Genomic DNA, 24,797 nt, shown 5'->3' with positions numbered 1-24,797 from the left:
TGAGGCTGTCATGCTGAGCGTAGTCGAAGCATGTGGGCAGGCCTTTACGCATATGCTTCGACTACGCTCAGCATGACAGCCACCACTATCTAAGTTTTGTTTGTAAGTTAAAAACTTACAAGATCATAGGATCTAAGTTACGCGTCGCTAAACTTAGACCAGTGAAAGTATTCCATCTAAAAGCGTAGCGAAGAATCTGTAAGTTGGTTTCGACCGTACAGATTCTTCGCTGCGCTCAGAATGACAAAAAAACTTATAAACTTAGACGTACCGCACTTCGTACCCGTCTCCTCGCACCTCATTACAATCTCCCGTCCACACTATCCTTCGCAAGGATCCCTTTAACATCGTAGATCACTTTGTTGGGTTTTGTGATAGCTTGTAAATCAAGTGTTTTAAATTCATCGTGACAAACGGCTACTATTACCGCGTCATATTTATCAGAGGCATTTAATGCCTTAACCGAATCCCAGCCGTATTCGTGTTTTACATCGGCAGGCTCGGCATGCGGATCGAATATGGTGAGGTTGGCATCGTAGCCTTTCAGTGTATTTAGAATATCAACCACCTTACTATTTCGCACATCGGGGCAGTTTTCTTTAAAGGTGATACCCAACACTAATATATTGGCATCTTTTACGATGATGTCCTTGCGCACCATCAGCCTTACAACTTCATGGGCTACGTATTCGCCCATGCCGTCGTTCAGTCTGCGGCCCGCTAATATTATTTCGGGATGATAACCTACTTGTTGCGCTTTGCGGGCGAGATAGTACGGGTCCACACCAATGCAATGGCCGCCAACTAATCCAGGTTTAAATTTCAGGAAATTCCATTTGGTGCCTGCTGCCTGTAGTACTTCATCGGTATCAATATTCAAGCGATGGAAGATCTTGGCCAACTCGTTCACAAAGGCAATGTTAATATCACGTTGCGCATTTTCGATAACTTTCGCGGCTTCGGCAACTTTAATGGATGTTGCTTTATGTGTACCTGCGGGAATGATGGATCGATAAAGCTGATCTACCCGTTCAGCCGTTTCAGGTGTTGAGCCAGAAGTAACCTTCATCACCTTAACCAGCGTATGCTCCTTATCCCCGGGATTGATACGCTCGGGTGAGTATCCTGCGAAAAAATCAACGTTAAATTTCAGGCCAGATACTTTTTCCAGCATCGGCACACATTCCTCTTCGGTTGCGCCGGGGTATACTGTTGATTCATAAATAACAATATCTCCCTTTTTTAAAACTTTGCCCACAGTTTCACTAGCTTTGTACAGATGGGTAAGGTCGGGGCGGTTTATTTTATCAACCGGTGTAGGAACGGTTACAATGTAAATATTAGCTTCGCTGGTATCTTCTATCTTATCGGTACAAATTAATCCAATACTGCTGCTCTTAGCGCTATCTGTGGCTGTCTTTAAACCATCTTCATCAACAGTAAGGGTATGATCGCGGCCGCTATTCAATTCCGATACCCTGCGTTTGCCGGTATCAAAACCTACCACACGATATTTTTTGGCGAATTCAACACCTAAAGGCAGGCCCACATAACCCAAACCAATTATAGCTATCTTAATATTTTGCAGATCAGTTTGTGTAGTTATTGAAGGCATATTATAGGTTGATTTTTTGTAAATATCGGTCTTATTATTCTTGTTCTTTATCGTCGGGCGTGCTGAAGAAATCATCCTTCAAGTCGTCAATTTCGCGGCGGTCTCTTTTGGTTGGACGACCTGTACCCCTGTCGCGGGTTAAAACCGGCGCGTTGAACATGGATTTATAGGCCGTGGTTTGCTCAAGCGGGGTAACATCTTCATAAAAGAAAATAGCGGTTTTTGCATCTACCCTGCTCTCTAATAAACCGGTCACCTTTATCACTTTGCGTTCCAATCCTTTTGAAACCTGGTAAATCTCGCCCACTTTTACCTCATGCGATGGCTTGATATTGTTTCCATCCAATTTCACCCGGCCCGCCTTGCAGGCATCAGATGCCAGCGTGCGTGTTTTAAACGCCCGTATTGACCACAGGTACTTGTCTATTCTTAATTTTTCTTTTTCAGCCATTGAGCACAGCCCCCTCTAAATCTCCCCCGGTAGGGGAGACTTTATTTTGTTTTTTTTAAGTCCTCCCTACCGGGGAGGGTTTGGGTGGGGCTTATATAATCCCGTGCAACACACCACCCTTTTCGCCCATTTTATCAACCAATTTTTCCACTGCCAGGTCTTTTTCAAGTATTGGGGCATGGTGAGGTTTTATGCGGGCGTTAATAATCAGCGGACCTTTACAGCCCCAATGTTTATGTTCGGTAAAGCTATGCACGCCGTAAATATCGTGCGATGGATTGCTGCGTGTAAACGTTACCCAAACAAAATTATCTAAATTTTGCGCCGTAAATGCCGCATCATCACATAGTATTATTAGTGGCAAACCACTTAATTCAGCATCAATAAAATGCTCGTCCAAAATACTTAGCATATCGCCAATATCTTTATCGTTGATATATTTTGGTACTTCTACCGCCAACACACCTGGCATTACCATTTTATAATTACTAAACGGACGGGGAATGGTAAAGTTTGCGGGTAACTCCGTCCACAGTTCTCTTTTTATATCACCCGCCACCGTGATGGCAATTTTACTTCCGGTATTTAAGCCATCACCGCTGTAATCAAGCGTATCAATGGTGGTTTTGGTGTAGAAGTGCAGATCTCTTGTAAGATCGACACGCTGCAATATGTGTTTTAAAAACCCGCCAATATCATTCACGTTTAAAGCCGGATCATCTTCCTTTGCGGCGATGAACAGGTACTTGGCCAAACTCAACTGACCAGTGCCCAAAATATGATTAGCGATGGTGAGTATCTCCTGTGGTTGGCGTTCTTTGATATAGGGCGTATAGCGTTCGCTGCCGATGGCAAATAACAGAGGGTGAACACCAGCCGCATCAACCGCGTTTACGGCATGCAAACCCGGTATTTCTTTTGGCATGGCTGATCCAGTTATTTCATGGATCAACGCGCCGAAACTGGTATCTTCCTGCGGTGGCCTACCCACAACGGTGAATGACCATATCGCATCCTTTTTATGGTACACGTTATGCACCTTCATTAAAGGGAAAGGATGCTTTAAGCTATAATAACCCAGGTGATCACCAAAAGGGCCTTCGGGTTTATTCTCATGTGGCATTACCGTTCCGGTGATCACAAAATCAGCATCTGCTGAAATGCAAAAACCTTCCGCATCGTAAAAATATCTAAATCGGCGATTGCCTAAAGCACCAGCGAAAGTCATTTCTGATAGACCTTCGGGCAATGGCATTACTGCCGCTACCGGGTGCGATGGCGGGCCACCTATAAATATGCTCACCTTTAATGGTTGACCTTTCGCGTTTGCTTTTGTTTGATGTACGCCTATACCCCTGTGTAATTGGTAATGCAATCCTATTTCCTTGTCCAACACATAATCGTTTCCCGCTAACTGAATACGGTACATACCTAAATTGGCATTCATAATGCCCGGCTTGTCGGCATCCTCGGTGTAAACCTGCGGCATGGTGACAAACGGGCCGCCATCATTAGGCCAGTTAACTATTTGGGGAATCTCGCTGATATGGGTACGGCCAAAATTGATCGGTGCACTTTTACCAACTTTCATGGGCAAAGCCGATAAAACGGTAAGGCCTACATTAGCATATTTAAATGGATTTTTTATGGCTTTGATGGGATCAGATTTCAGATCGACCAAAGTTTTGATCTTATCCAGCGTATCCCTGAAAATAAATTTGGATCTATCGAGTGTACCGAACAGGTTTGATACCGCCGGAAACTTGCTGCCTTTTACGTTTTCGAACAATATAGCCGGGCCCTGGTTTTCAAAAACGCGCAGGTGTATGGCGGCCATTTGCAGGTAAGGATCAACTTCTTCCTTAATGCGTATCAGGCGACCATTTTTTTCGAGATCAGCAACACAGGCTTGTAAACTTGGATAACCCATAAGCAAATAGACACAAATTTCACGAATGAATTAATATGAATCAGTGAATTATTGACGTTGTGAGCATCAATCAATTCACTAACCGGTCAATCAAGATTTATCTTACCGGTAAATTCTTCAGGTATTTTCCGTAACCGCTTTTAATGTATTTTTCGGCCAGGGCCATTAACTCCTCACGGTTGATAAAACCCATTCGATAAGCGATTTCTTCGATGCAGCCGATTTTGGTATCCTGGCGCTTTTCTATCACCCTAACAAACTCTGATGCATCACTTAATGAATCGAAAGTGCCGGTATCTAACCAGGCCATTCCCCTATCCATTACGCCTACTTGCAGATTGCCCCTTTTCAAGTATTCCTTATTAACATCGGTTATCTCGTATTCGCCACGAGGTGATGGTGCTATATTTTTGGCGATCTCTACAACAGAATTATCATAGAAATACAATCCAGGTACGGCATAATTTGATTTTGGTGCCGAAGGCTTTTCTTCAATGGATATGGCTTTAAAATCAGCATCAAACTCTACTACTCCGTAACGTTCCGGGTCAGAAACCGGGTACGCGAAAATAGCCGCGCCATCAAGATCATTAAAGCTCTGGATCAGCTTGCTGAAACCTGAACCGTAAAATATATTATCGCCCAAAACAAGGGCAGCTTTATCATCACCAATAAACTTCTCGCCTATTACGAATGCTTGGGCAAGTCCGTTTGGTACTTCCTGTACAGCAAATTCAAAATGACAACCCAATTCTGAGCCATCACCCAATAAACGGATAAAACCATCCTGATCTTCGGGCGTGGTAATGATCAATACTTCCTTTATCCCGGCCAGCATCAATACCGAAAGCGGATAATAAATCATCGGCTTATCGTATATCGGCATTAATTGTTTGCTGATAGCCTTGGTTATAGGATATAGGCGGGTTCCTGATCCGCCTGCAAGTATTATTCCTTTCATAGTTGAATGTGCTATTAATTTTGGAGCCTTTGTATGCATACCGCCAGGCTATCCCGCCAATACGGTATCTCTATATTAAATGTGTGTTTAATCTTTGTTTTGTCCATCACCGAATAAGCGGGGCGGGTAGCCTTTGTAGGATACTCTGATGTACGAATAGGCAGTACCTTTACTTCCGTTGCCGAAAGATCAAATATCCCCTTAGCAAAATCGTACCATGAGGTTACGCCTTCGTTACTGTAATGATAAATACCGTATTCGGCTTTTCCTGATGAGATAATATCAAGAACACAGGCAGCAAGATCGATACCATAAGTTGGTGTACCTACCTGGTCGGCTATAATTTTAAGCAGGTCGCGCTCGGCGCCATACTTAAGCATGGTTTTAACAAAATTATTTCCGAACTCTGAGTATAACCAACTGGTACGGATGATAAAATGTTCAGGCAATATCCTAACAATATCTTGCTCACCTTCTAGTTTGGTTAAACCATAAACACTAATTGGTTCAGCCGCATCTTCCTCAACAAGCGGATCGGGCGTATTACCCTTAAAAACGAAATCTGTTGATATATGTACCAATGCTGCATTATGTGCTTTACATGCGATTGCCAGATTCTCAGCGCCGGTTTTGTTTATTTTACGGGCTAAGTCAAGCTCATCTTCAGCTTTATCTACGGCGGTATAAGCAGCGCAGTTTATGGCGTAAGCTGGTTTATACTGAGCAAAGGTTTTATCAATGGCTGCGGTATCAAGTATGTTAGCCTCGTTCTCAGGTAAAAAATGAATATTACTTATTCCTTTTTCTTCGGCTACTTTTTTTAAGCATTGGCCTAGTTGACCGGCTGCACCAAATACTATAATGTTTTTAATTGAGGTCATGCTTATTTTTTAAAATCCAAAATCACTTGCGTCTTTTAAAAACGGCAATTCCTTATCTTTTTCTGATACAACAAGCTCGCTTTCGCCAAGCTCCCACTTTATATTTATTGATGGATCGGCATAATGCAGGCCACCTTCTGATTCTTTATTGTAGTAGTTATCGCATTTGTATTGAAATACGGCGGTTGGGCTTAATACCAAAAAACCATGTGCAAATCCCTTTGGTATAAAAAGCTGCTGATAGTTTTGTTCCGATAGGATTACTGAAACATACTGACCATAGGTTGGTGAATTTTTACGCAAATCAACCGCTATATCCTGTACCTCGCCCTGAGTTACCCTTACCAATTTTGATTGCGCATGCTCGCCTTTTTGTAGGTGCAAGCCACGTAGTACGCCTTTGGTTGAGAATGACTGGTTATCCTGTACGAAATTCACATCGTATCCCGCTGCTTCGTTAAAAGTACGCTCGTTATATGATTCAAAAAAATGCCCGCGCTCATCATTAAAAACACGTGGAGTAAGTATAAAGCATCCCGCTAACGGGGTAGGTGTTATGGTCATTATTAGATTATGATTACGCTAAAATTAGCGGTTTTCGTATTGATTATCGTAGTATTTGGCGTATGTACCGCTGGTAACATTATCAAGCCATTTTTTGTTTGACAAGAACCAGTCGATTGTAGCAGAAAGCCCTTGCTCAAAAGTTACTGATGGGCTCCAGCCTAACTCTTTGTTGATCTTGCCCGCATCAATAGCATAACGCAAATCATGGCCCGGGCGATCTTTTACAAAGGTGATCAGTTTTTCGCTTGTCCCTTCAGGCCTGCCTAACTTTTCGTCCATTTGCTTGCATAACAAATGTACCAGATCAATGTTTTGCCATTCGTTAAAACCACCAATGTTGTAGGTATCGCCTTTCTTTCCTTTATGGAAGATCAGGTCGATAGCGATGGCGTGGTCAATAACATACAACCAATCGCGGGTATACTTACCATCACCATAAACAGGCAACGGTTTGTTGTTAATGATGTTGTTGATGGATAACGGGATCAGTTTCTCAGGAAAATGATTCGGGCCATAGTTGTTTGAGCAGTTTGATACCACTACCTGCAAGCCGTAGGTATCATAGTAAGCACGTACAAAATGATCAGATGCTGCCTTGCTAGCGCTGTACGGCGAGTGTGGATCATATTTGGTTTCCTCGGTAAATAAACCAGTTTCGCCTAATGCGCCGTAAACTTCGTCGGTTGAGATGTGGTAGAAGAGATGATTTTCGTAATCGCCTTTCCATTTATTTTTGGCAATATCAAGCAGTGTAACAGTACCGATAACATTGGTGTACACAAAATCCATCGGGCTTAGTATCGACCTATCCACATGCGATTCTGCTGCCAGATGCACTACATCGGTTATGCCGTATTTGTCAAATATTTCGGTAATACGGGCGCTATCTTTTATATCGGCTTTTTCAAAAACATAGTTTTTGGCATGCTCAATATCTTCCAGGTTCTCCAGGTTACCTGCATAGGTAAGCGCATCAACATTTACTATTAAGTAATCAGGATGTTGGGTAACAAACCTGCGAATAACATGCGAACCTATAAATCCAGCACCGCCGGTGATCATGATTTTTTTCATAGTGATATTGTAGGTCAAAGGTAATAATTTTAGCGTATTACCCTATCCTCCTCCTTTCCATATTCTGGGGAAAGGTATCGCACAAGGCCCTCACTTTATATTTTTGGAGATTATCTCTAAAAGCGACTTCCTGATATAAAACGCTATATGCTTACCGCATATACTTCCCTATCCTCCTCCTTTCCCTATTCCAGGGAAAGGTATCGCACAAGGCCTGCACTTTACATTTTGGAGATTATGCTTATATACGCTTACCGCTCTGCTACTAATAAACCTTTGCTTAAAAAATCATGGTAAGCTAAAGCTATTCCTTGCTCAAGCGTGGTATGGTATTTCCAGCCCGCATTGGTTAATTTGGTTACATCCATCAGTTTACGTGGTGTACCATCGGGTTTTGTAGCATCAAATTTTATCTCGCCGGTATAACCTATTATTTGCTTTATCAGTAGTGCCAGGTCTTTTATTGATAGATCTTCGCCGGTGCCAATGTTAACTAAACCTGGTTCATTATAGTTTTGCATGAGGTAATAGCATGCCTCTGCCAAATCATCTGCAAACAAAAATTCGCGTTTTGGTGATCCTGTTCCCCATATAACCACTTCGGCTGCATTTTGCTCTTTAGCCTCATGAAAGCGGCGAATTAATGCCGGCAATACATGCGAGTTTTGCGGGTGATAGTTATCGTTTAAGCCATACAAATTGGTCGGCATTACCGATATATAGTTACAACCGTATTGATCACGGTAGGCATCGCACATTTTAATGCCTGCGATTTTGGCTATGGCATAAGGCTCGTTGGTTGGTTCCAAAAGGCCTGTTAACAAATATTCTTCTTTTAAAGGCTGAGGCGCCATTTTTGGGTAGATACAACTCGACCCTAAAAACATCAGCTTTTTAACCTCATTTACATATGAACTATGAATAACATTGTTTTGTATCTGCAAGTTATCATACAAAAAATCTGCACGATAGGTGTTGTTAGCTATAATACCACCTACCTTAGCAGCTGCCAGAAACACATAATCGGGTTTTTCCTGTGCAAAAAAATCGCTTACCTGCTGTTGGTTGCGCAAATCAAGCTCCGATGAGCTACGGGTAACAAAATTGGTGAATCCTTCTTTAACTAGTTTACGGTATATAGCCGAACCGACCATCCCTTTATGGCCTGCTATATATATTTTCGCTTGTTTATCCATTATACTGCAAATCTCCTGATTTTTTTAATGTGTTTTACAAAATCAAGTTAACTAAATGATCTATACATCTATTATTCATTTGCCAGCCACTTTAGCGGGTAGATGATATAAATTTAACATTCACTTTCGCTTAAAACCTCTTTATTATGATTATGTTGTATGCCAACATCATTCAGGAATGTTTGCATTACGTTATCAATATTCAAATACTTTAATGCATAATCACGGGCATTTTGCCGCATCTCATCCATGTTTTTAGTAAGTGTACTTTGTATGGCAGTTGCCAGTTCCTGCGTATCATCGGGCGTGGTAATCCTTCCTACATTGTTTTCATTAATTACCTGCTCCAAACTTGTGCCACGTGGCGCAGTAACAATACTAACACCACCAACTGCTAATATGGTTGTAAGTTTTGATGGCATTACCAAATCACTCGCATTACCTTTTTGAATGATAAGGTGCAGATCGGCCATATTTAAAAAAGCATTAAAATGTTCTTTATCCTGCAAGGGAAAAAAGAACACATTGCTTAAGCCCTTGGATTCGGCAAGGTCGGTCAAGTTAGCTTTATAGGGGCCTGAACCGGCGATAACAAATTTAATTTGTGGTTGATCTTTTAATATTTCAGCCGCATGAATTATACTTTCTAAACCTTGTTTTTCGCCAATACTACCCGAATACAGGCATACCCGATCATTCGATTTAAAACCCCATTGTTTTTTAGCCGTATCTCTGTCATCCAAAGGATAAAAAAATGAAGTATCAGCCCAGTTAGGAAAAAGGAGGACTTTTCTACCTGCTTTTTCTTCAACTTTTTTCATCATTCCTTCGGATATGGTACTCACGTAATCCGAGCGGCGAAGAATATTCCTTTCAATTTTATACATTAAATTGAAGAGGCCGGAACTACCTAAAATATTTAACTGCTGCGCGGCCTCTATCTGCATATCCTGGATATGATAATTAATTTTTCCACCCCGGAAAAATCTATAAAAAAGAACCATAAGGGCCAGGTGAAAGGGTGGCGCGATAGTGATGAGCAAATCATGCTTCTTTTTGAAAAGTATTTTTTGAAACAACATCACCAGTATAGCGGGCCATAATAATACATCCTGTATTATGCGTTTTCCACCGCTCGGGAAAGCCGGGATATATATAGGGCACCTGTAAATTTTCATCACAGTGCCTTGCTCCGGATAGTGCACCACTTCTTTTTTATACCATTTATTGGTATAGGGCGGTTGCACTTTCCAGAAAGGATAATATGGAAAAGTGGTTATAATGGTAGCATTATAACCACTTTTACAAAGCCAGTCCATCATTTCGCCATTATATTTACCTATACCGGTTGGTTCGGGCGAAAAGTTATGACTTAAAAGTAAGATATTTTTTTTAGCGGATGGTTTACTCAAACTGATTTTTGATATAATAACCGGATTCTTTTAAAAGCTTCTCTTTTCTGAATAATTCAAGATCTGCTGCTACCATCTCTTTTACTAAGCCAGCCAGATCATATTTCGGTTTCCAACCTAATTTGGTTTGTGATTTAGTAGGATCACCAATTAAAAGGTCCACCTCTGTTGGCCTAAAGTAAGCAGCATCAACAGCAACCACTTCTTTACCAATCTCCAATTGATACTCAGGCATTGAACATGATGCTACGTAGCCTTTCTCATCAGCCCCTGTACCTTTAAACTCAATAGCGATACCAACCTCAGCAAATGACATCCTTACAAACTCTCTTACTTTAGTGGTAACACCCGTCGCGATTACAAAATCTTCGGCAACGTCTTGTTGTAAAATCAGGTACATCGCTTCTACATAGTCTTTAGCATGGCCCCAGTCGCGTTCAGCATCAAGGTTTCCCAAAAACAATCTATCTTGTAAGCCGGTAGCTATTTTTGCTGTAGCACGGGTTATTTTACGGGTAACAAAAGTTTCGCCCCTAAGCGGGCTCTCGTGGTTAAACAAGATACCATTAGAAGCAAATATGCCGTAAGCCTCGCGATAATTTACTGTAATCCAGTAAGCGTACATTTTGGCAACCGCATATGGTGAGCGTGGATAGAAAGGCGTAGTTTCAGATTGCGGAACAGCCTGAACCAAACCATATAACTCTGATGTTGACGCCTGGTATATTTTTGTTTTTTCAACTAATCCTAATATGCGTATTGCCTCCAATAAACGCAGGGTACCTATGCCATCGGCATTAGCAGTATATTCAGGTGTATCAAAACTTACTTTCACATGCGACATCGCGCCTAAATTGTATATCTCATCAGGTTGAACCTGTTGAATGATACGGATTAGGTTAGTTGAATCAGAAAGATCACCGTAATGAAGTATGAATTTTAAGTTACTTTCATGCGGGTCCTGGTATAAATGGTCAATCCTATCAGTATTAAATAATGAGCTTCTGCGTTTTATGCCATGAACCTCATATCCTTTAGATAACAATAGTTCAGCAAGATAGGCACCATCCTGCCCGGTTATACCTGTAATTAGAGCAACTTTTTTCATATATTATTAAAATGGATCAGCACTTATAAAGGATTTGACTACCTTTTGTTTTAGATATTTGTAATTATTAATTTCTTAAAGCGAATTTACGAATGAATTGTTCCCGCTGCAACAGTTTCGTTAGTGGTATCATCAATTAATATTAATGACCCGGTTATCCTGTTTTTACGGTATTCATCATAAACCAATGGCCTTGTAGTACGCATTTTAACCATTGCCATATCATTCATCTTAATACTGGTATCCTCATCGAGTTTTTCCATTGTATTAATATTTATTTTGTAGGTCACTTCCTTAATAATTGCCATTACCTCATTGGTGGTACTTTTTAAATAATATTTTGCGCCCGGTCTTGGTGGTTTCGTGGCCATCCAGCATAATAGTACGTTCAGGTCCTGCCCTACTTCGGGTTCGTTATTTGTTTTAACGATCATATCGCCACGGCTAACATCAATATCATCCTCTAAATTAATAGATACTGACATTGGCGAGAAAGCCTCATCAATATCACCGTCAAAAGTAGTGATGGATTTTATTTTGGACGTTAATCCAGAAGGTAAAACAGTAACTTCATCGCCTGTACGGAAAATACCACCTGCCACACGGCCTGCATAGGCACGATAATCATGGTATTCGTCCTGGTGCGGACGTATTACGGTTTGTACCGGGAAACGCGCGTCTATATGGTTTTGATCACTGCTGATATGGATAGTTTCCAAAGTATCTAACAAACTTGCCCCTTTGTACCAATCCATGTTTTCGGAACGATTAACCACATTATCGCCGTTTAGGGCGCTGATGGGGATGTAGCGTATATCGGTTATATCCAGCTTGCTGGCAAATGCCTCATATTCCTCTACAACTTTATTGTAAGCTTGTTCGGAGAAATCAACCAGATCCATCTTATTAATACAAACAATAACATGTGGAATTTTGAGCAGCGACGCGATAAATGAATGGCGACAGGTTTGCTCAATTACGCCGTGACGGGCATCAACTAAAACCAAAGCTAAATTGGCGGTTGAAGCACCGGTAACCATGTTACGGGTATACTGGATATGGCCCGGGGTATCGGCAATAATAAACTTGCGTTTTGGCGTAGCGAAGTAACGGTAAGCCACATCAATAGTGATGCCTTGCTCACGTTCAGAACGTAAACCATCGGTAAGTAATGATAAATCAACATGGGTAAGCCCTTTGCGCTCACTTGATTTTTTTACGGCTTCTATCTGATCTTCAAATATTGATTTTGAGTCATATAACAAACGACCGATTAGCGTACTTTTTCCATCATCAACACTACCGGCAGTTGTAAAACGCAATAATTCCATTTTTTTTGTGCTTGTATCTAAATATCTCTCGCGGATATTTATCAAATATTAACTAAAGGCCGAAGCCAAATTTTGTATTAATAATCAGGGTTATTTAATTAAAAATAACCTTGTTTTTTCCTGTCTTCCATTGAGGTATCGGAGCGCTTATCATCGCTGCGGTTACCGCGCTCGGTGCTCCTAGTTGCTGATATTTCTTCAACAATTTTCTCCAGTGTGTCGGCATCCGATTCAATACCACCTGTTATGGTAATATCGCCAAGGGTACGAAAACGCATTCTTTTCTTTTCGATTTTTTCGCCCTCGCGCAGCACCAAAAATTCAGAGTTTGGCAACCAGGTACCATCACGGTAAACGGCTTCGCGCTCGTGAGCAAAGTATAATGAAGGAATAGGAATATTTTCGTGAAGGATGTAATTCCAAACGTCCATCTCGGTCCAGTTACTTATCGGAAACACCCTGAAGTGTTCGCCCATACGTTTGTGGCCGTTAAACATGTTCCAAAGCTCGGGGCGTTGGTTTTTAGGGTCCCACTGGCCAAAATCATCACGGTGTGAAAAGAAACGTTCTTTTGCACGGGCCTTTTCTTCATCACGGCGGGCACCACCAATGGCGGCGTCGATTTTATTTTCTTCGATAGCATCTAATAACGATACGATCTGCAATTCGTTACGGCTGGCGTTAATGCCTTCCTCTTCTACTGCACGGCCTTTATCGATGGCGGTTTGTACAGAGCCTACGATTAATTGTATACCCAATTCATCAACCAAATTATCCCGAAACTCCATCGTTTCGATAAAATTGTGGCCAGTATCAATATGTATTAGCGGCATGGGTATGCGTGCCGGATAAAAAGCCTTGCGGGCCAGGTGCGTTACCACAATAGAATCTTTACCACCAGAAAACAATATGGCGGGCCTGTCAAACTGAGCGACAACCTCCCTTATAACATATATAGCTTCTGATTCAAGCTCCTGAAGATGGGTAAGGTAATATTTAGACATTATTATTAATTATAGCTGTATTTTGGGTAAAATATTTTCCAAAACTAAACTTACCGATTGACTTATCGACAAGTTTTTTGTTTCGACACGAATTTCGGCAGTTAAGGGTGGTTCGTAAGGCGACCCAATTCCGGTAAAGTTAGCAATTTCTCCTCGTCTTGCCTTCTTATATAGTCCTTTTATATCACGTTCTTCGCAGATTTCCAAGGGAGTATCTACAAAAACCTCGTTATATAGGTCGCCTATTATGTTGCGCAGCATCGCCCTTTCATGTATAAAAGGGCTAACAAACGCGGCTATCACTATGATTCCGGCATCGCACATCAGCTTGGCTACTTCGCCAATGCGGCGCAGGTTTTCATCACGATCTTTTTCGGTAAAAGTGAGGTCCTTACTTAAGCCATTACGTACATTATCGCCATCAAGTACGTAGGTTTTGTATCCTTTCTTGAAAAGCTCTTCTTCCAGGTGACTGGCCAGTGTGCTTTTGCCCGAACCTGATAAACCGGTGAACCAAACACAAATGGCTTTATGGCCATTAATATTTTCGCGTTCGGCGCGGCTTATTTTAAATTGATGTTCAACTATGTGAAGTTTTTCTTCCATTATTAAGCCTGCCCTACTGTTCCGCCAAAATTCATCGGAAAGCCCGATGGGTCCTGTTGTGTTTTGATACGGCCATTTGCCGCTTCAAATTTCTCTACATTATCCGACAATGCAGAAAGTAAACGCTTGGCATGTTCAGGGGTTAATATGATCCTCGATTTTACTTTAGCTTTGGGCACACCCGGCATCACACGGATAAAATCAAGCACAAACTCAGAGCTTGAATGGGTAATGATAGCCAGGTTGGAATAGATCCCTTCCGAAACTTCTTCAGAGAGTTCAATACTCAATTGATTTTCATTTTGTTCTTCCATCCTGCGAAAATAACAAAGCCTTTCCGTTTATGGAAAGGCTTTTAATATTTATTGTATATAGATGTAGTATATTATAGCATAAAGCGTTAAATATGTTACAAAAAAGCCTGCCAATTTTCAGCCGACACACGAGTGCCCCAACGCCTTTAGCCTGCGCCACACACTCGCGAGAGAAGAGGCAGAGGCCCACCCACATACTTCGACTACGCTCAGCATGACACCCATTTTAATTTTCCGAATACTTGTGGTAACAAAAAAGCCTGCCAATTTTCATTGGCAGGCTTAAAATTTATAACGTTTATAGTTATGCTTCTACTTCTTCAGTTTTTGAAGCCATTAAACGATCAAATTCCTCTTGAGAACCTACACGGATATTTTCGTATGCGCGTAAGCCTGTTCCTGATGGAATTAAGTGACCAACAATTACGTTTTCTTTCAGACCTAGCATAAAGTCTTTTTTACCTGCTATAGCTGCTTCGTTCAGTACTTTGGTAGTTTCCTGGAACGATGCTGCCGAGATAAACGACTTGGTGCCTAATGACGCCCTGGTGATACCTTGTAATATCGGGCTTGATGTAGCTGCGATAGCTTCTCTAACTTCAACTAATCTTAAATCTTTACGTTTTAAAATTGAGTTTTCGTCGCGAAGTTTTCTAACAGATATGATCTGGCCTGCTTTTACTGTGGTAGAATCACCCGGTTCAACAACAACCTTTTTATCAAAGATGTCATCATTCTCGATCATGAAATCCCAGCTATCAACCGCTTCTTTTTCAAGGAACGTAGTATCGCCGGCATCCTCAATTGATACCTTCTGCATCATTTGGTGAACGATTACTTCGAAGTGTTTATCATTGATCTTCACACCTTGTAAACGGTAAACTTCTTGTATACCATTTACTAAGTATTCCTGTACCGCAGCAGGGCCTTTAATAGCCAGGATGTCGGCAGGAGAGATAGAACCATCAGACAATGGCATACCAGCTTTCACAAAGTCATTATCCTGTACAAGGATGTGTTTAGACAATGGAACAAGGTATTTTTTGATCTGACCGTCTTTTGATTCGATGGTCATTTCGCGGTTACCACGTTTAACGCCACCTAAGGTTACCACACCATCAATCTCAGTAACAACTGCAGGGTTTGATGGGTTACGTGCTTCGAATAACTCGGTTACACGTGGTAAACCACCTGTGATATCTCGTGTTTTTCCGGTTGAACGTGGAATCTTAGCAATAACTTGTCCAGTTTGTAATTTCTCGCCTTCATCAACCGCGATGTGGGCGCCTACCGGGATGTTATAACCTTTAATTACGTTTCCTTTATCAACAACCTGGATAACCGGGTTTTTAGTTTTATCTCTTGTATCGATAATTACTTTTTCACGGTGACCTGTTTGCTCATCTGATTCTTCACGGAAAGTAATACCTTCCAATACAGCCTCAAATTGGGTTGCACCCGCAAATTCAGAGATGATTACCGCATTGTACGGATCCCATGAACAGATACGGTCGCCTTTAGCAATTTTGCTTCCGTCTTTAACATATAAGTAAGCACCGTAAGGGATATTGTTAGTTACAATAACCTTATTGGTTCCTTCTTCTACGATACGGAACTCACCTGAACGGCCTAATACTACCTCAACCGGGCCATCTTCAGCAGTTTTGTATTGTACTGTACGAACATTTTCAAATTCGATAATACCTTCAAACCTTGCATTGATCTGTGACTCAGCCGCGATGTTTGACGCTGTACCACCCACGTGGAAGGTACGTAACGTTAACTGTGTACCCGGCTCACCGATTGACTGTGCAGCAATTACACCAACAGCCTCGCCACGTTGCACGCGTTTACCGCTTGCTAAGTTACGGCCATAGCATAATGCACATACACCACGCCTGCTTTCGCAAGTTAATACCGAACGGATCTCGATACCCTCTAACGGAGAGTTTTCGATAGTTTTTGATATTTCTTCAGTAATGTCATGACCTGCAGCTACTAACAATTCGTTAGAGATAGGATCATAAACATCATTAAGGGCAGTACGGCCTAATATACGCTCGTGTAATGGCTCAACAATATCCTCGTTATCTTTAAGGGCAGTTGTGTATATACCTCTTAAAGTACCGCAATCATCTTCACCAACAATCATATCCTGGGCAACGTCATGCAACCTACGGGTTAAGTAACCAGCATCAGCAGTTTTTAACGCTGTATCCGCCAAACCTTTACGTGCACCGTGAGTAGAGATGAAGTATTCCAATACCGACAAACCTTCTTTAAAGTTTGAAAGGATCGGGTTTTCAATAATCTCGCCACCTGAACCTGATTTTTGAGGTTTCGCCATCAAACCACGCATACCTGCAAGCTGACGGATCTGCTCTTTAGAACCACGCGCACCAGAATCAAGCATCATGTATACTGAGTTGAAGCCCTGGTTGTCTGTTGACAAGATTTCCATCACATTCGCTGTTAAGCGGTTGTTGATACGTGTCCAGATATCAATGATCTGGTTGTAACGCTCATTGTTAGTGATGAAACCCATGTTGTAGTTACCCATAACCTCTTCCACTTCTTTCGAAGCCTGCTCAATAAGCGTAACTTTTTGTGCAGGGATATTAATATCCTTCAGGTTAAATGATAAACCACCCTGGAATGCCATTTTAAAACCTAATTCCTTAATATCATCAAGGAACTGGGCCGCACGTGCCATACCAGTATTTTTAACTACCTCACCAATAATATCACGAAGTGATTTCTTGGTTAATAATTCATTTATGTAACCAACTTCGGCTGGTACGTGTTGGTTGAACAATACGCGGCCTACTGTGGTCTCAATAATTTTATTTACTATGCTGCCATCACGTTCTTTAACATTTGCTTTCACCTTGATAAACGCGTGCAGGGCTAATTTCCTCTCGTTGTAAGCGATAATCACTTCTTCTGCAGAGTAGAAAGTTAAGCCTGAACCGATAACAGTATGTCCTTCTTCAGATTTACGGCCTTTGGTTATGTAGTACAAACCAAGCACCATATCCTGTGAAGGTACTGTAATTGGGGTACCGTTAGCAGGGTTAAGGATGTTGTGCGATGCAAGCATTAAAATTTGGGCTTCCAAAATTGCCGCGTTACCTAGTGGTACGTGAACGGCCATCTGGTCACCGTCAAAATCCGCGTTGAAAGCGGTACAAGTTAAAGGGTGTAACTGGATAGCTTTACCTTCAACCAATTTTGGCTGGAACGACTGGATACCTAATCTGTGCAATGTAGGCGCACGGTTTAGTAATACAGGGTGTCCTTTTAATACATTCTCTAATATATCCCAAACTAATGGGTCTTTACGGTCAACGATTTTTTTGGCAGATTTTACTGTTTTAACCACACCACGCTCAATCATCTTACGGATGATAAATGGTTTGAATAACTCAGCAGCCATATCTTTTGGTAAACCGCACTCGTGTAATTTAAGGTTTGGACCTACAACAATTACCGAACGTGCTGAATAATCCACACGTTTACCTAATAAGTTTTGACGGAAACGGCCTTGTTTACCTTTCAGGATGTCTGAAAGTGATTTCAAAGCACGGTTACCTTCAGTTTTAACGGCGTTTACTTTACGTGAGTTATCGAATAACGAGTCAACAGCTTCCTGTAACATACGTTTTTCGTTACGTAAAATAACTTCCGGCGCTTTAATCTCGATCAACCGTTTTAAACGGTTGTTACGGATAATTACACGACGGTATAAATCGTTCAAATCTGAAGTAGCGAAACGACCACCTTCTAGTGGAACTAACGGGCGTAATTCAGGCGGGATAACCGGAACGATCTTAACGATCATCCACTCAGGGTTATTTTCGATCCTGTCTTTTGAATCGCGGAAAGCTTCAACAACCTGTAAACGTTTTAAAGCTTCGTTTTTACGTTGTTGTGAAGTTTCGTTAGCTGCCTGGTGACGTAAGCTGAAAGAAAGCTCGTCAAGGTCAAGGCGTTTTAAAAGCTCTTCTAAAGCTTCAGCACCCATTTTAGCTACGAATTTCTGCGGATCCTTATCATCCAAATACTGGTTTTCTTTTGGAAGTGTATCCAAAACATCCAGGTATTCTTCTTCAGTAAGGAAATCCATTTTATTGATACCGTCAGCTTCCTTTATACCGGCTTGTATTACTACATAACGCTCGTAGTAAATAATCAAGTCTAATCTTTTGGTAGGTAAGCCTAACAGGTAACCAATTTTGTTTGGCAATGAACGGAAGTACCAGATGTGTGCAACAGGAACCACCAAGTTGATGTGGCCCATACGCTCACGACGTACTTTCTTTTCAGTTACTTCAACACCGCAACGGTCACACACGATACCTTTGTAACGGATACGTTTGTATTTACCGCAATGGCACTCATAATCTTTAACCGGGCCGAATATACGTTCGCAAAACAAACCATCACGTTCAGGTTTGTAAGTTCTGTAATTGATGGTCTCCGGTTTTAAAACTTCGCCACTTGAACGCTCCAGGATAGACTCAGGTGAGGCTAAGCTGATGGTAATAGTGGTGAAATTACTTTTGATTTTATTATCCTTTTTGTAAGACATAGTCTCCTTTGTTTTAAAGTTAAAAGTTAAAGGTTTAAAGTTGAAAGTAGCTCTCGCTTTAAACTTTCAACTTTAAACTTTATCCTTATTCTAATGTGATATCCAAACCTAAACCTCTTAATTCGTGGATCAATACGTTGAATGATTCCGGAACTGAAGGAGTTGGCAGGTTTTCACCTTTAACAATAGCCTCGTAAGTTTTAGCGCGGCCGATAACATCATCAGATTTAACGGTCAAGATCTCTTGCAAGATGTTTGCTGCACCGAATGCTTCCAGTGCCCAAACTTCCATCTCACCAAAACGCTGACCACCGAACTGGGCTTTACCACCCAATGGTTGTTGTGTAATTAATGAGTATGGCCCAATTGAACGCGCGTGCATCTTATCGTCAACCATGTGACCTAATTTCAGCATGTATATAATACCTACTGTAGTCTGTTGATCAAAGCGATCGCCTGTTAAACCGTTGTATAAATAGGTACGGCCTGATTCAGGTAAGTTGGCCTTTTTAACCCACTCTTCCACTTCTTCATGGCTTGCACCATCAAAAATCGGGGTAGCAAATTTAATGCCCAGCTCTTTACCAGCCCATCCTAATACAGTTTCATATATCTGGCCCAAGTTCATACGTGAAGGTACACCCAGTGGGTTCAACACAATATCAACCGGTGTTCCATCCTCAAGGAAAGGCATGTCTTCGTCACGTACAATACGTGCAACAATACCTTTGTTACCGTGGCGGCCTGCCATTTTATCACCCACTTTAAGCTTACGCTTTTTAGCGATGTAAACTTTAGCCATTTGCACAATACCTGAAGGAAGCTCATCACCCACACTGATAGCGAATTTATCACGACGATAAGCACCTAATTCCTCGTTAACCTTGATGTTGTAGTTATGAAGAAGAAGTTTTATCTGGTCGTTTTTATCATCATCAGTTGTCCATTTAGTTGGGTTAATATTTTCATAATTAAGCTCAACCAGGATTTTTTGAGTGAATTTAACACCTTTAGCAACCTGTAACTCTTTGTAAACATTAAATACACCTTGTGATGTTTTACCATTCACAATCTCGAATAATTTCTCGATCAATGTATTTTTAAGGTCTTTAACAGCCTTATCATGTTTGTTATCCAATTTTTCTATCTGTGCTTTTTCTTCTGCTTTCGTAGTTTTCTTAGCACGTGAGAATAATTTGGTATCGATAACCACACCAGCGATAGATGGAGGAGTTTTTAAAGACGCATCTTTAACATCACCTGCTTTATCACCAAATATGGCACGTAATAGTTTTTCTTCCGGTGAAGGATCTGATTCACCTTTTGGAGTGATCTTACCGATCAAAATATCGCCTTCTTTAACCTCAGCACCAACACGGATGATACCGTCTTCGTCAAGGTCTTTAGTAGCTTCTTCTGATACGTTAGGGATATCCGGTGTTAATTCTTCTTCACCACGTTTGGTATCACGTACTTCCAGTTCAAATTCTTCCACGTGAAGTGAAGTGAATATATCCTGTGAAACTACGCGTTCCGAGATAACGATCGCATCCTCAAAGTTATATCCCTGCCAAGGCATGAATGCTACTTTTAAGTTACGGCCTAAGGCAAGCTCACCATTTTGGGTAGCATAACCTTCGCAAAGTACTTCACCTTTTTCAACCCTCTGGCCTTTTTTAACAATCGGCTTAAGGTTCATGGTAGTGCTCTGGTTCGTTTTCTTGAACTTGGTTAAACGGTAGCTGCGTGAATCGCCATCGAAAGATACAAGGCGGTCCAGTTCGTTACGGTCATATTTAATACGGATTTCGTTGGCATCTACATACTCAACAACTCCATCACCTTCTGCATTTATCAGTGTACGTGAATCTTTAGCCACACGGCCTTCCAAACCAGTACCAACAATTGGCGCTTCAGGGCGTAACAATGGTACAGCCTGGCGTTGCATGTTTGATCCCATCAATGCACGGTTAGCATCATCATGTTCCAGGAACGGAATTAATGAAGCCGCAATCGAAGTGATCTGGTTAGGGGCGATATCCATATAATCAAGTCTTTCCGGCTCAATAATCGGGAAGTCACCTTCAAAACGTGCTTTTACACGTGGGGTGCTAAACACACCGTTATCATCATAAACCGCGTTAGCCTGTCCAATGGTTTTACCATCTTCATCCTCTGCAGATAAATACACAACCGGCTCAGCCATTGATACTACACCGTCAACCACACGTTTGTATGGTGTTTCGATGAATCCCAGGTTATTGATTTTGGCGTGTACGCAAAGTGAAGATATCAAACCAATGTTCGGTCCTTCCGGAGTTTCGATGGTACATAACCTACCGTAGTGGGTATAGTGTACGTCACGAACCTCGAAACCTGCACGCTCACGAGACAGACCACCGGGCCCCAGGGCTGACAGACGACGCTTGTGCGTGATCTCTGCCAGTGGGTTGGTTTGGTCCATAAACTGTGATAGCTGGTTTGTTCCGAAGAACGAGTTTATCACTGATGATAATGTACGCGCGTTGATCAGGTCGGTTGGTGTGAACACCTCGTTATCACGAATGTTCATACGCTCACGGATGGTACGGGCCATACGTGCTAAACCTACGCCGAACTGAGCATATAACTGCTCACCTACGGTACGTACACGACGGTTTGACAAGTGATCAATATCATCCACCTCAGCTTTTGAGTTGATTAATTTGATCAGGTATTTTACTATCGCGATGATATCCTGTTTGGTTAAAACTTTAGTTTCTTCAGAAGTACTAAGTTTTAATTTACGGTTGATGCGGTAACGACCTACATCACCCAGGTCATATCTTTTATCAGAGAAGAATAAACGATCGATGATACCACGGGCAGTTTCCTCATCAGGTGGTTCAGCGTTACGTAATTGACGGTAGATATGCTCAACCGCTTCTTTCTCAGAGTTTGAAGTATCTTTTTGTAAAGTATTATATATGATAGTGTAGTCACCGCTGGTAGCAGCATCTTCCTTGTTCAGGATGATAGTTTTTACACCTGCATCAATGATCATGTCAATATGGTCATCTTCAAGCACGGTTTCACGCTCCAGAATGATCTCGTTACGGTCGATTGAAACAACTTCACCGGTATCTTCGTCCACAAAATCCTCAACCCATTTTTTAAGCACCCTTGCGGCAAGCTTACGGCCAATGAATTTTTTAAGACCTGATTTGCTAACTTTTACTTCATCAGCCAGTTCAAATAATTCTAATATATCTTTATCAGAATCATAACCAATGGCACGTAGTAATGTAGTAACCGGGAATTTCTTTTTACGGTCGATATAAGCATACATCACGTTGTTAACGTCTGTAGCAAACTCAATCCATGATCCTTTGAAAGGGATAACACGGGCAGAGTATAATTTAGTACCGTTAGTGTGGCGGCTTTGGCCAAAGAACACACCTGGTGAACGGTGCAATTGCGATACAATTACACGCTCGGCGCCATTGATAACGAATGTACCTTTAGGAGTCATGTAAGGGATAGTTCCCAAGTACACGTCCTGTACTATCGTTTCAAAATCTTCGTGCTCCTCGTCATTACATGACAGGCGCAACTTGGCTTTTAAAGGGACGCTATAAGTTAATCCGCGTTCAATACACTCTTGTATATCATAACGTGGCGGATCAATAAAATAGTCAAGAAATTCTAAAACAAAGATGTTTCTTGAATCTGAAATTGGAAAGTTTTCGGCAAACACTTTAAACAAACCTTCTTTATAGCGGTTGTCTGAAGTAGTTTCCAATTGAAAAAATTCCTGAAAAGATTGCAACTGTACATCCAGGAAATCAGGGTAATCAAGTACCTTTCTGCTGGTTGCAAAGTTTACTCTTTGATTATTGTTGTTTGCCAAGGGATTATAATTTTAGTTTATTAATAAACTTAAGTAGATGTTTTTAGATGCGAGATTTAGAGATATGAGATTTGAGATAATATATCAAACCTAAACATCTAAAATGTCTAAACCATTATAAACAGCAATAGACCCCGACCAAAAATGGTCGGAGTCTGATGCTATTGTGTATCGGGTTAAATTATTTAACCTCAACTACCGCTCCGGCTTCTTCTAATTGTTTTTTCAAAGATTCAGCTTCTTCTTTAGTTACACCAGTTTTAACTTCTTTAGGTGCACCATCAACTAAGTCTTTAGCTTCTTTCAAACCAAGGCCGGTAAGGTCTTTTACTAATTTAACAACTGCTAATTTTGAGCCACCTGCTTCTTTCAGGATAACATCAAATGCAGTTTGTTCAGCAGCAGCTGCAGGAGCGTCATCGCCACCAGCTGGAGCAGCAGCAACAGCAACAGCTGCAGCAGCAGGCTCAATGCCATACTCATCTTTCAAGATCTGAGCTAATTCGTTAACTTCTTTTACTGTTAAGTTTACTAACTGTTCAGCAAACGCTTTTAAATCCGCCATTTTATTTAATTTTTACTTTTTAATGCTTTTTGTTTAATTCGAAACTTAGGGTGTTCCGTTAACCTCTTTCTTGTAATGTTTTTACAACTCCTGCCAGTATATTTCCGCCTGATTGTAGTGCAGAAATAACGTTCTTCGCTGGTGATTGCAATAGTCCGATAATCTCGCCAACCAATTGTTCTTTTGATTTTAAGTTAATCAAGGTATCAAGTTGGTTATCGCCTATGAATATCGATGAATCAATATATGCTGCTTTTAAAACTGGTTTGTCACCTTTTTTCCTTAACTGTTTGATCAGTTTTGCCGGAGCAGTTGCTGATTTAGAGAAAAGGATTGATGATGAACCTTTTAATACATCATATAATGGAGAGAAATCACCTTCGATATTGTCCATAGCTTTTTTAATTAAGCTATTTTTTGTTACCTGCATGGTGATGTCACTTTCGAAACATTTGCGACGGATGTCATTTACTTTTGCAACCGTTAAATTAGAAGTATCGGTAATATAGAAATTACCATACTCTTTCATTTGTTCAGTAAGGGCAAGAACTAAGTCGTATTTTTCTTCTTTATTCATGATTAAATCCCCGCTACTGTTTTGGTTTCAACTTCAATTCCCGGTGACATTGTTGACGAAACGTGTATACTTTTAAAATATGTTCCTTTTGCTGATGAAGGTTTTAATTTAGAGATAACCTGCAATACTTCTAATGCATTCTCATAAATCTTATCAGCAGGGAAAGATACTTTTCCTATTGAGGCATGGATGATGCCGGTTTTATCAACCTTGAAATCGATTTTACCACCTTTTACATCAGTTACAGCTTTACCAACTTCTGGTGTTACTGTTCCTGATTTAGGGTTAGGCATAAGGTTACGCGGGCCTAATATACGACCCAAACGACCTACTTTAGCCATAACACTTGGCATAGTGATGATAATATCAACGTCAGTCCATCCGCCTTCAATCTTGGCAATGTAATCATCCAAACCTACGAAATCCGCACCTGCGTCTTTAGCTTCTTGTTCCTTATCAGGAGTACAAAGCACAAGCACACGTACAGTTTTTCCGGTTCCATGAGGCAATGTTGCTATACCGCGTACCATTTGATTGGCTTTACGAGGGTCAACACCTAAACGTACATCTATATCAACAGATGAATCAAACTTGGTATTGGAAATATCCTTTACCAATGCTGTTGCATCCTGTAATGTGTATGATTTATTAGCCTCAATTTTGGAGAGTGCCGCTTTTTGATTTTTTGTTAATCTTGCCACTGTCTTAAACTGATTTGTATAAAT

The 24,797-nt window shown here is 41.1% G+C and carries 19 protein-coding genes; all 19 read right to left on the bottom strand.

Annotated features, from left to right (window positions below; genetic code table 11):
* Positions 1 to 301: 301 nt before the first annotated feature.
* The 19 genes from GSQ74_RS17105 to rplA all read right to left on the bottom strand — a co-directional run bounded on the left by GSQ74_RS17105 (position 302) and on the right by rplA (position 24,773).
* Positions 302 to 1,615 carry a nucleotide sugar dehydrogenase gene (locus tag GSQ74_RS17105; protein WP_158995445.1) on the bottom strand — a complete coding sequence of 438 codons (1,314 nt, stop codon included), beginning with the start codon at positions 1,613 to 1,615 and terminating at the stop codon, positions 302 to 304.
* Positions 1,616 to 1,649: 34 nt separating this feature from the next.
* The gene (locus GSQ74_RS17100) at positions 1,650 to 2,066 is read right to left on the bottom strand and encodes an RNA-binding S4 domain-containing protein (protein ID WP_158995444.1); all 417 of its coding nucleotides are present in this window, start codon (positions 2,064 to 2,066) and stop codon (positions 1,650 to 1,652) included.
* 91 nt (positions 2,067 to 2,157) lie between these two features.
* Positions 2,158 to 3,996, bottom strand: a complete 1,839-nt coding sequence (locus GSQ74_RS17095) for a UbiD family decarboxylase (RefSeq protein ID WP_158995443.1) — start codon at positions 3,994 to 3,996, stop codon at positions 2,158 to 2,160.
* A 97-nt stretch (positions 3,997 to 4,093) separates the two neighbouring features.
* Positions 4,094 to 4,957, bottom strand: a complete 864-nt coding sequence (rfbA, locus tag GSQ74_RS17090) for a glucose-1-phosphate thymidylyltransferase RfbA (protein WP_158995442.1) — start codon at positions 4,955 to 4,957, stop codon at positions 4,094 to 4,096.
* A gap of 14 nt (positions 4,958 to 4,971) precedes the next feature.
* Positions 4,972 to 5,838 (bottom strand): dTDP-4-dehydrorhamnose reductase, encoded by an 867-nt coding sequence (gene rfbD / locus GSQ74_RS17085; RefSeq protein WP_158995441.1) that lies wholly within the window; start codon positions 5,836 to 5,838, stop codon positions 4,972 to 4,974.
* 9 nt (positions 5,839 to 5,847) lie between these two features.
* Positions 5,848 to 6,402 carry a dTDP-4-dehydrorhamnose 3,5-epimerase gene (gene rfbC / locus GSQ74_RS17080; protein WP_158995440.1) on the bottom strand — a complete coding sequence of 185 codons (555 nt, stop codon included), beginning with the start codon at positions 6,400 to 6,402 and terminating at the stop codon, positions 5,848 to 5,850.
* A gap of 24 nt (positions 6,403 to 6,426) precedes the next feature.
* Positions 6,427 to 7,479: a dTDP-glucose 4,6-dehydratase gene (rfbB, locus tag GSQ74_RS17075; RefSeq protein ID WP_158995439.1), complete on the bottom strand. Its 1,053-nt coding sequence runs from the start codon at positions 7,477 to 7,479 to the stop codon at positions 6,427 to 6,429.
* Positions 7,480 to 7,730: 251 nt separating this feature from the next.
* Positions 7,731 to 8,675, bottom strand: a complete 945-nt coding sequence (locus GSQ74_RS17070) for a GDP-L-fucose synthase (protein ID WP_158995438.1) — start codon at positions 8,673 to 8,675, stop codon at positions 7,731 to 7,733.
* Positions 8,676 to 8,788: 113 nt separating this feature from the next.
* A complete protein-coding gene (locus GSQ74_RS17065) occupies positions 8,789 to 10,087 on the bottom strand; it encodes a WcaI family glycosyltransferase (RefSeq protein ID WP_158995437.1) in 1,299 nt (432 codons plus the stop codon).
* Entirely contained in the window at positions 10,080 to 11,195 is a 1,116-nt protein-coding gene (gene gmd, locus GSQ74_RS17060) for a GDP-mannose 4,6-dehydratase (protein WP_158995436.1), read from the bottom strand. The genes GSQ74_RS17065 and gmd overlap by 8 nt, the downstream gene beginning before the upstream one ends.
* Positions 11,196 to 11,281: 86 nt before the next feature.
* The gene (gene cysN, locus GSQ74_RS17055) at positions 11,282 to 12,571 is read right to left on the bottom strand and encodes a sulfate adenylyltransferase subunit CysN (RefSeq protein ID WP_371724557.1); all 1,290 of its coding nucleotides are present in this window, start codon (positions 12,569 to 12,571) and stop codon (positions 11,282 to 11,284) included.
* Between the two features lie 53 nt (positions 12,572 to 12,624).
* Positions 12,625 to 13,530, bottom strand: coding sequence for a sulfate adenylyltransferase subunit CysD (gene cysD, locus GSQ74_RS17050; RefSeq protein WP_158995434.1), 906 nt, complete (start codon positions 13,528 to 13,530; stop codon positions 12,625 to 12,627).
* Positions 13,531 to 13,539: 9 nt separating this feature from the next.
* The gene (cysC, locus tag GSQ74_RS17045; protein ID WP_158995433.1) at positions 13,540 to 14,136 is read right to left on the bottom strand and encodes an adenylyl-sulfate kinase; all 597 of its coding nucleotides are present in this window, start codon (positions 14,134 to 14,136) and stop codon (positions 13,540 to 13,542) included.
* Between the two features lie 2 nt (positions 14,137 to 14,138).
* Entirely contained in the window at positions 14,139 to 14,450 is a 312-nt protein-coding gene (locus GSQ74_RS17040) for a DUF3467 domain-containing protein (RefSeq protein ID WP_158995432.1), read from the bottom strand.
* Positions 14,451 to 14,754: 304 nt separating this feature from the next.
* Positions 14,755 to 19,041, bottom strand: coding sequence for a DNA-directed RNA polymerase subunit beta' (gene rpoC / locus GSQ74_RS17035; protein WP_158995431.1), 4,287 nt, complete (start codon positions 19,039 to 19,041; stop codon positions 14,755 to 14,757).
* 85 nt (positions 19,042 to 19,126) lie between these two features.
* The gene (gene rpoB / locus GSQ74_RS17030) at positions 19,127 to 22,930 is read right to left on the bottom strand and encodes a DNA-directed RNA polymerase subunit beta (protein WP_158995430.1); all 3,804 of its coding nucleotides are present in this window, start codon (positions 22,928 to 22,930) and stop codon (positions 19,127 to 19,129) included.
* Between the two features lie 181 nt (positions 22,931 to 23,111).
* Complete coding sequence (gene rplL, locus GSQ74_RS17025) at positions 23,112 to 23,495, bottom strand: 50S ribosomal protein L7/L12 (RefSeq protein WP_158995429.1); 384 nt, start codon at positions 23,493 to 23,495, stop codon at positions 23,112 to 23,114.
* A gap of 58 nt (positions 23,496 to 23,553) precedes the next feature.
* Entirely contained in the window at positions 23,554 to 24,072 is a 519-nt protein-coding gene (gene rplJ, locus GSQ74_RS17020) for a 50S ribosomal protein L10 (protein WP_158995428.1), read from the bottom strand.
* A 2-nt stretch (positions 24,073 to 24,074) separates the two neighbouring features.
* Entirely contained in the window at positions 24,075 to 24,773 is a 699-nt protein-coding gene (rplA, locus tag GSQ74_RS17015) for a 50S ribosomal protein L1 (protein WP_158995427.1), read from the bottom strand.
* Positions 24,774 to 24,797 lie beyond the last annotated feature (24 nt).

It is taken from the genome of Mucilaginibacter sp. L196 (genome assembly GCF_009765905.1).
Taxonomy (GTDB): domain Bacteria; phylum Bacteroidota; class Bacteroidia; order Sphingobacteriales; family Sphingobacteriaceae; genus Mucilaginibacter.
This window is presented reverse-complemented; position numbering and strand designations above follow the sequence as displayed.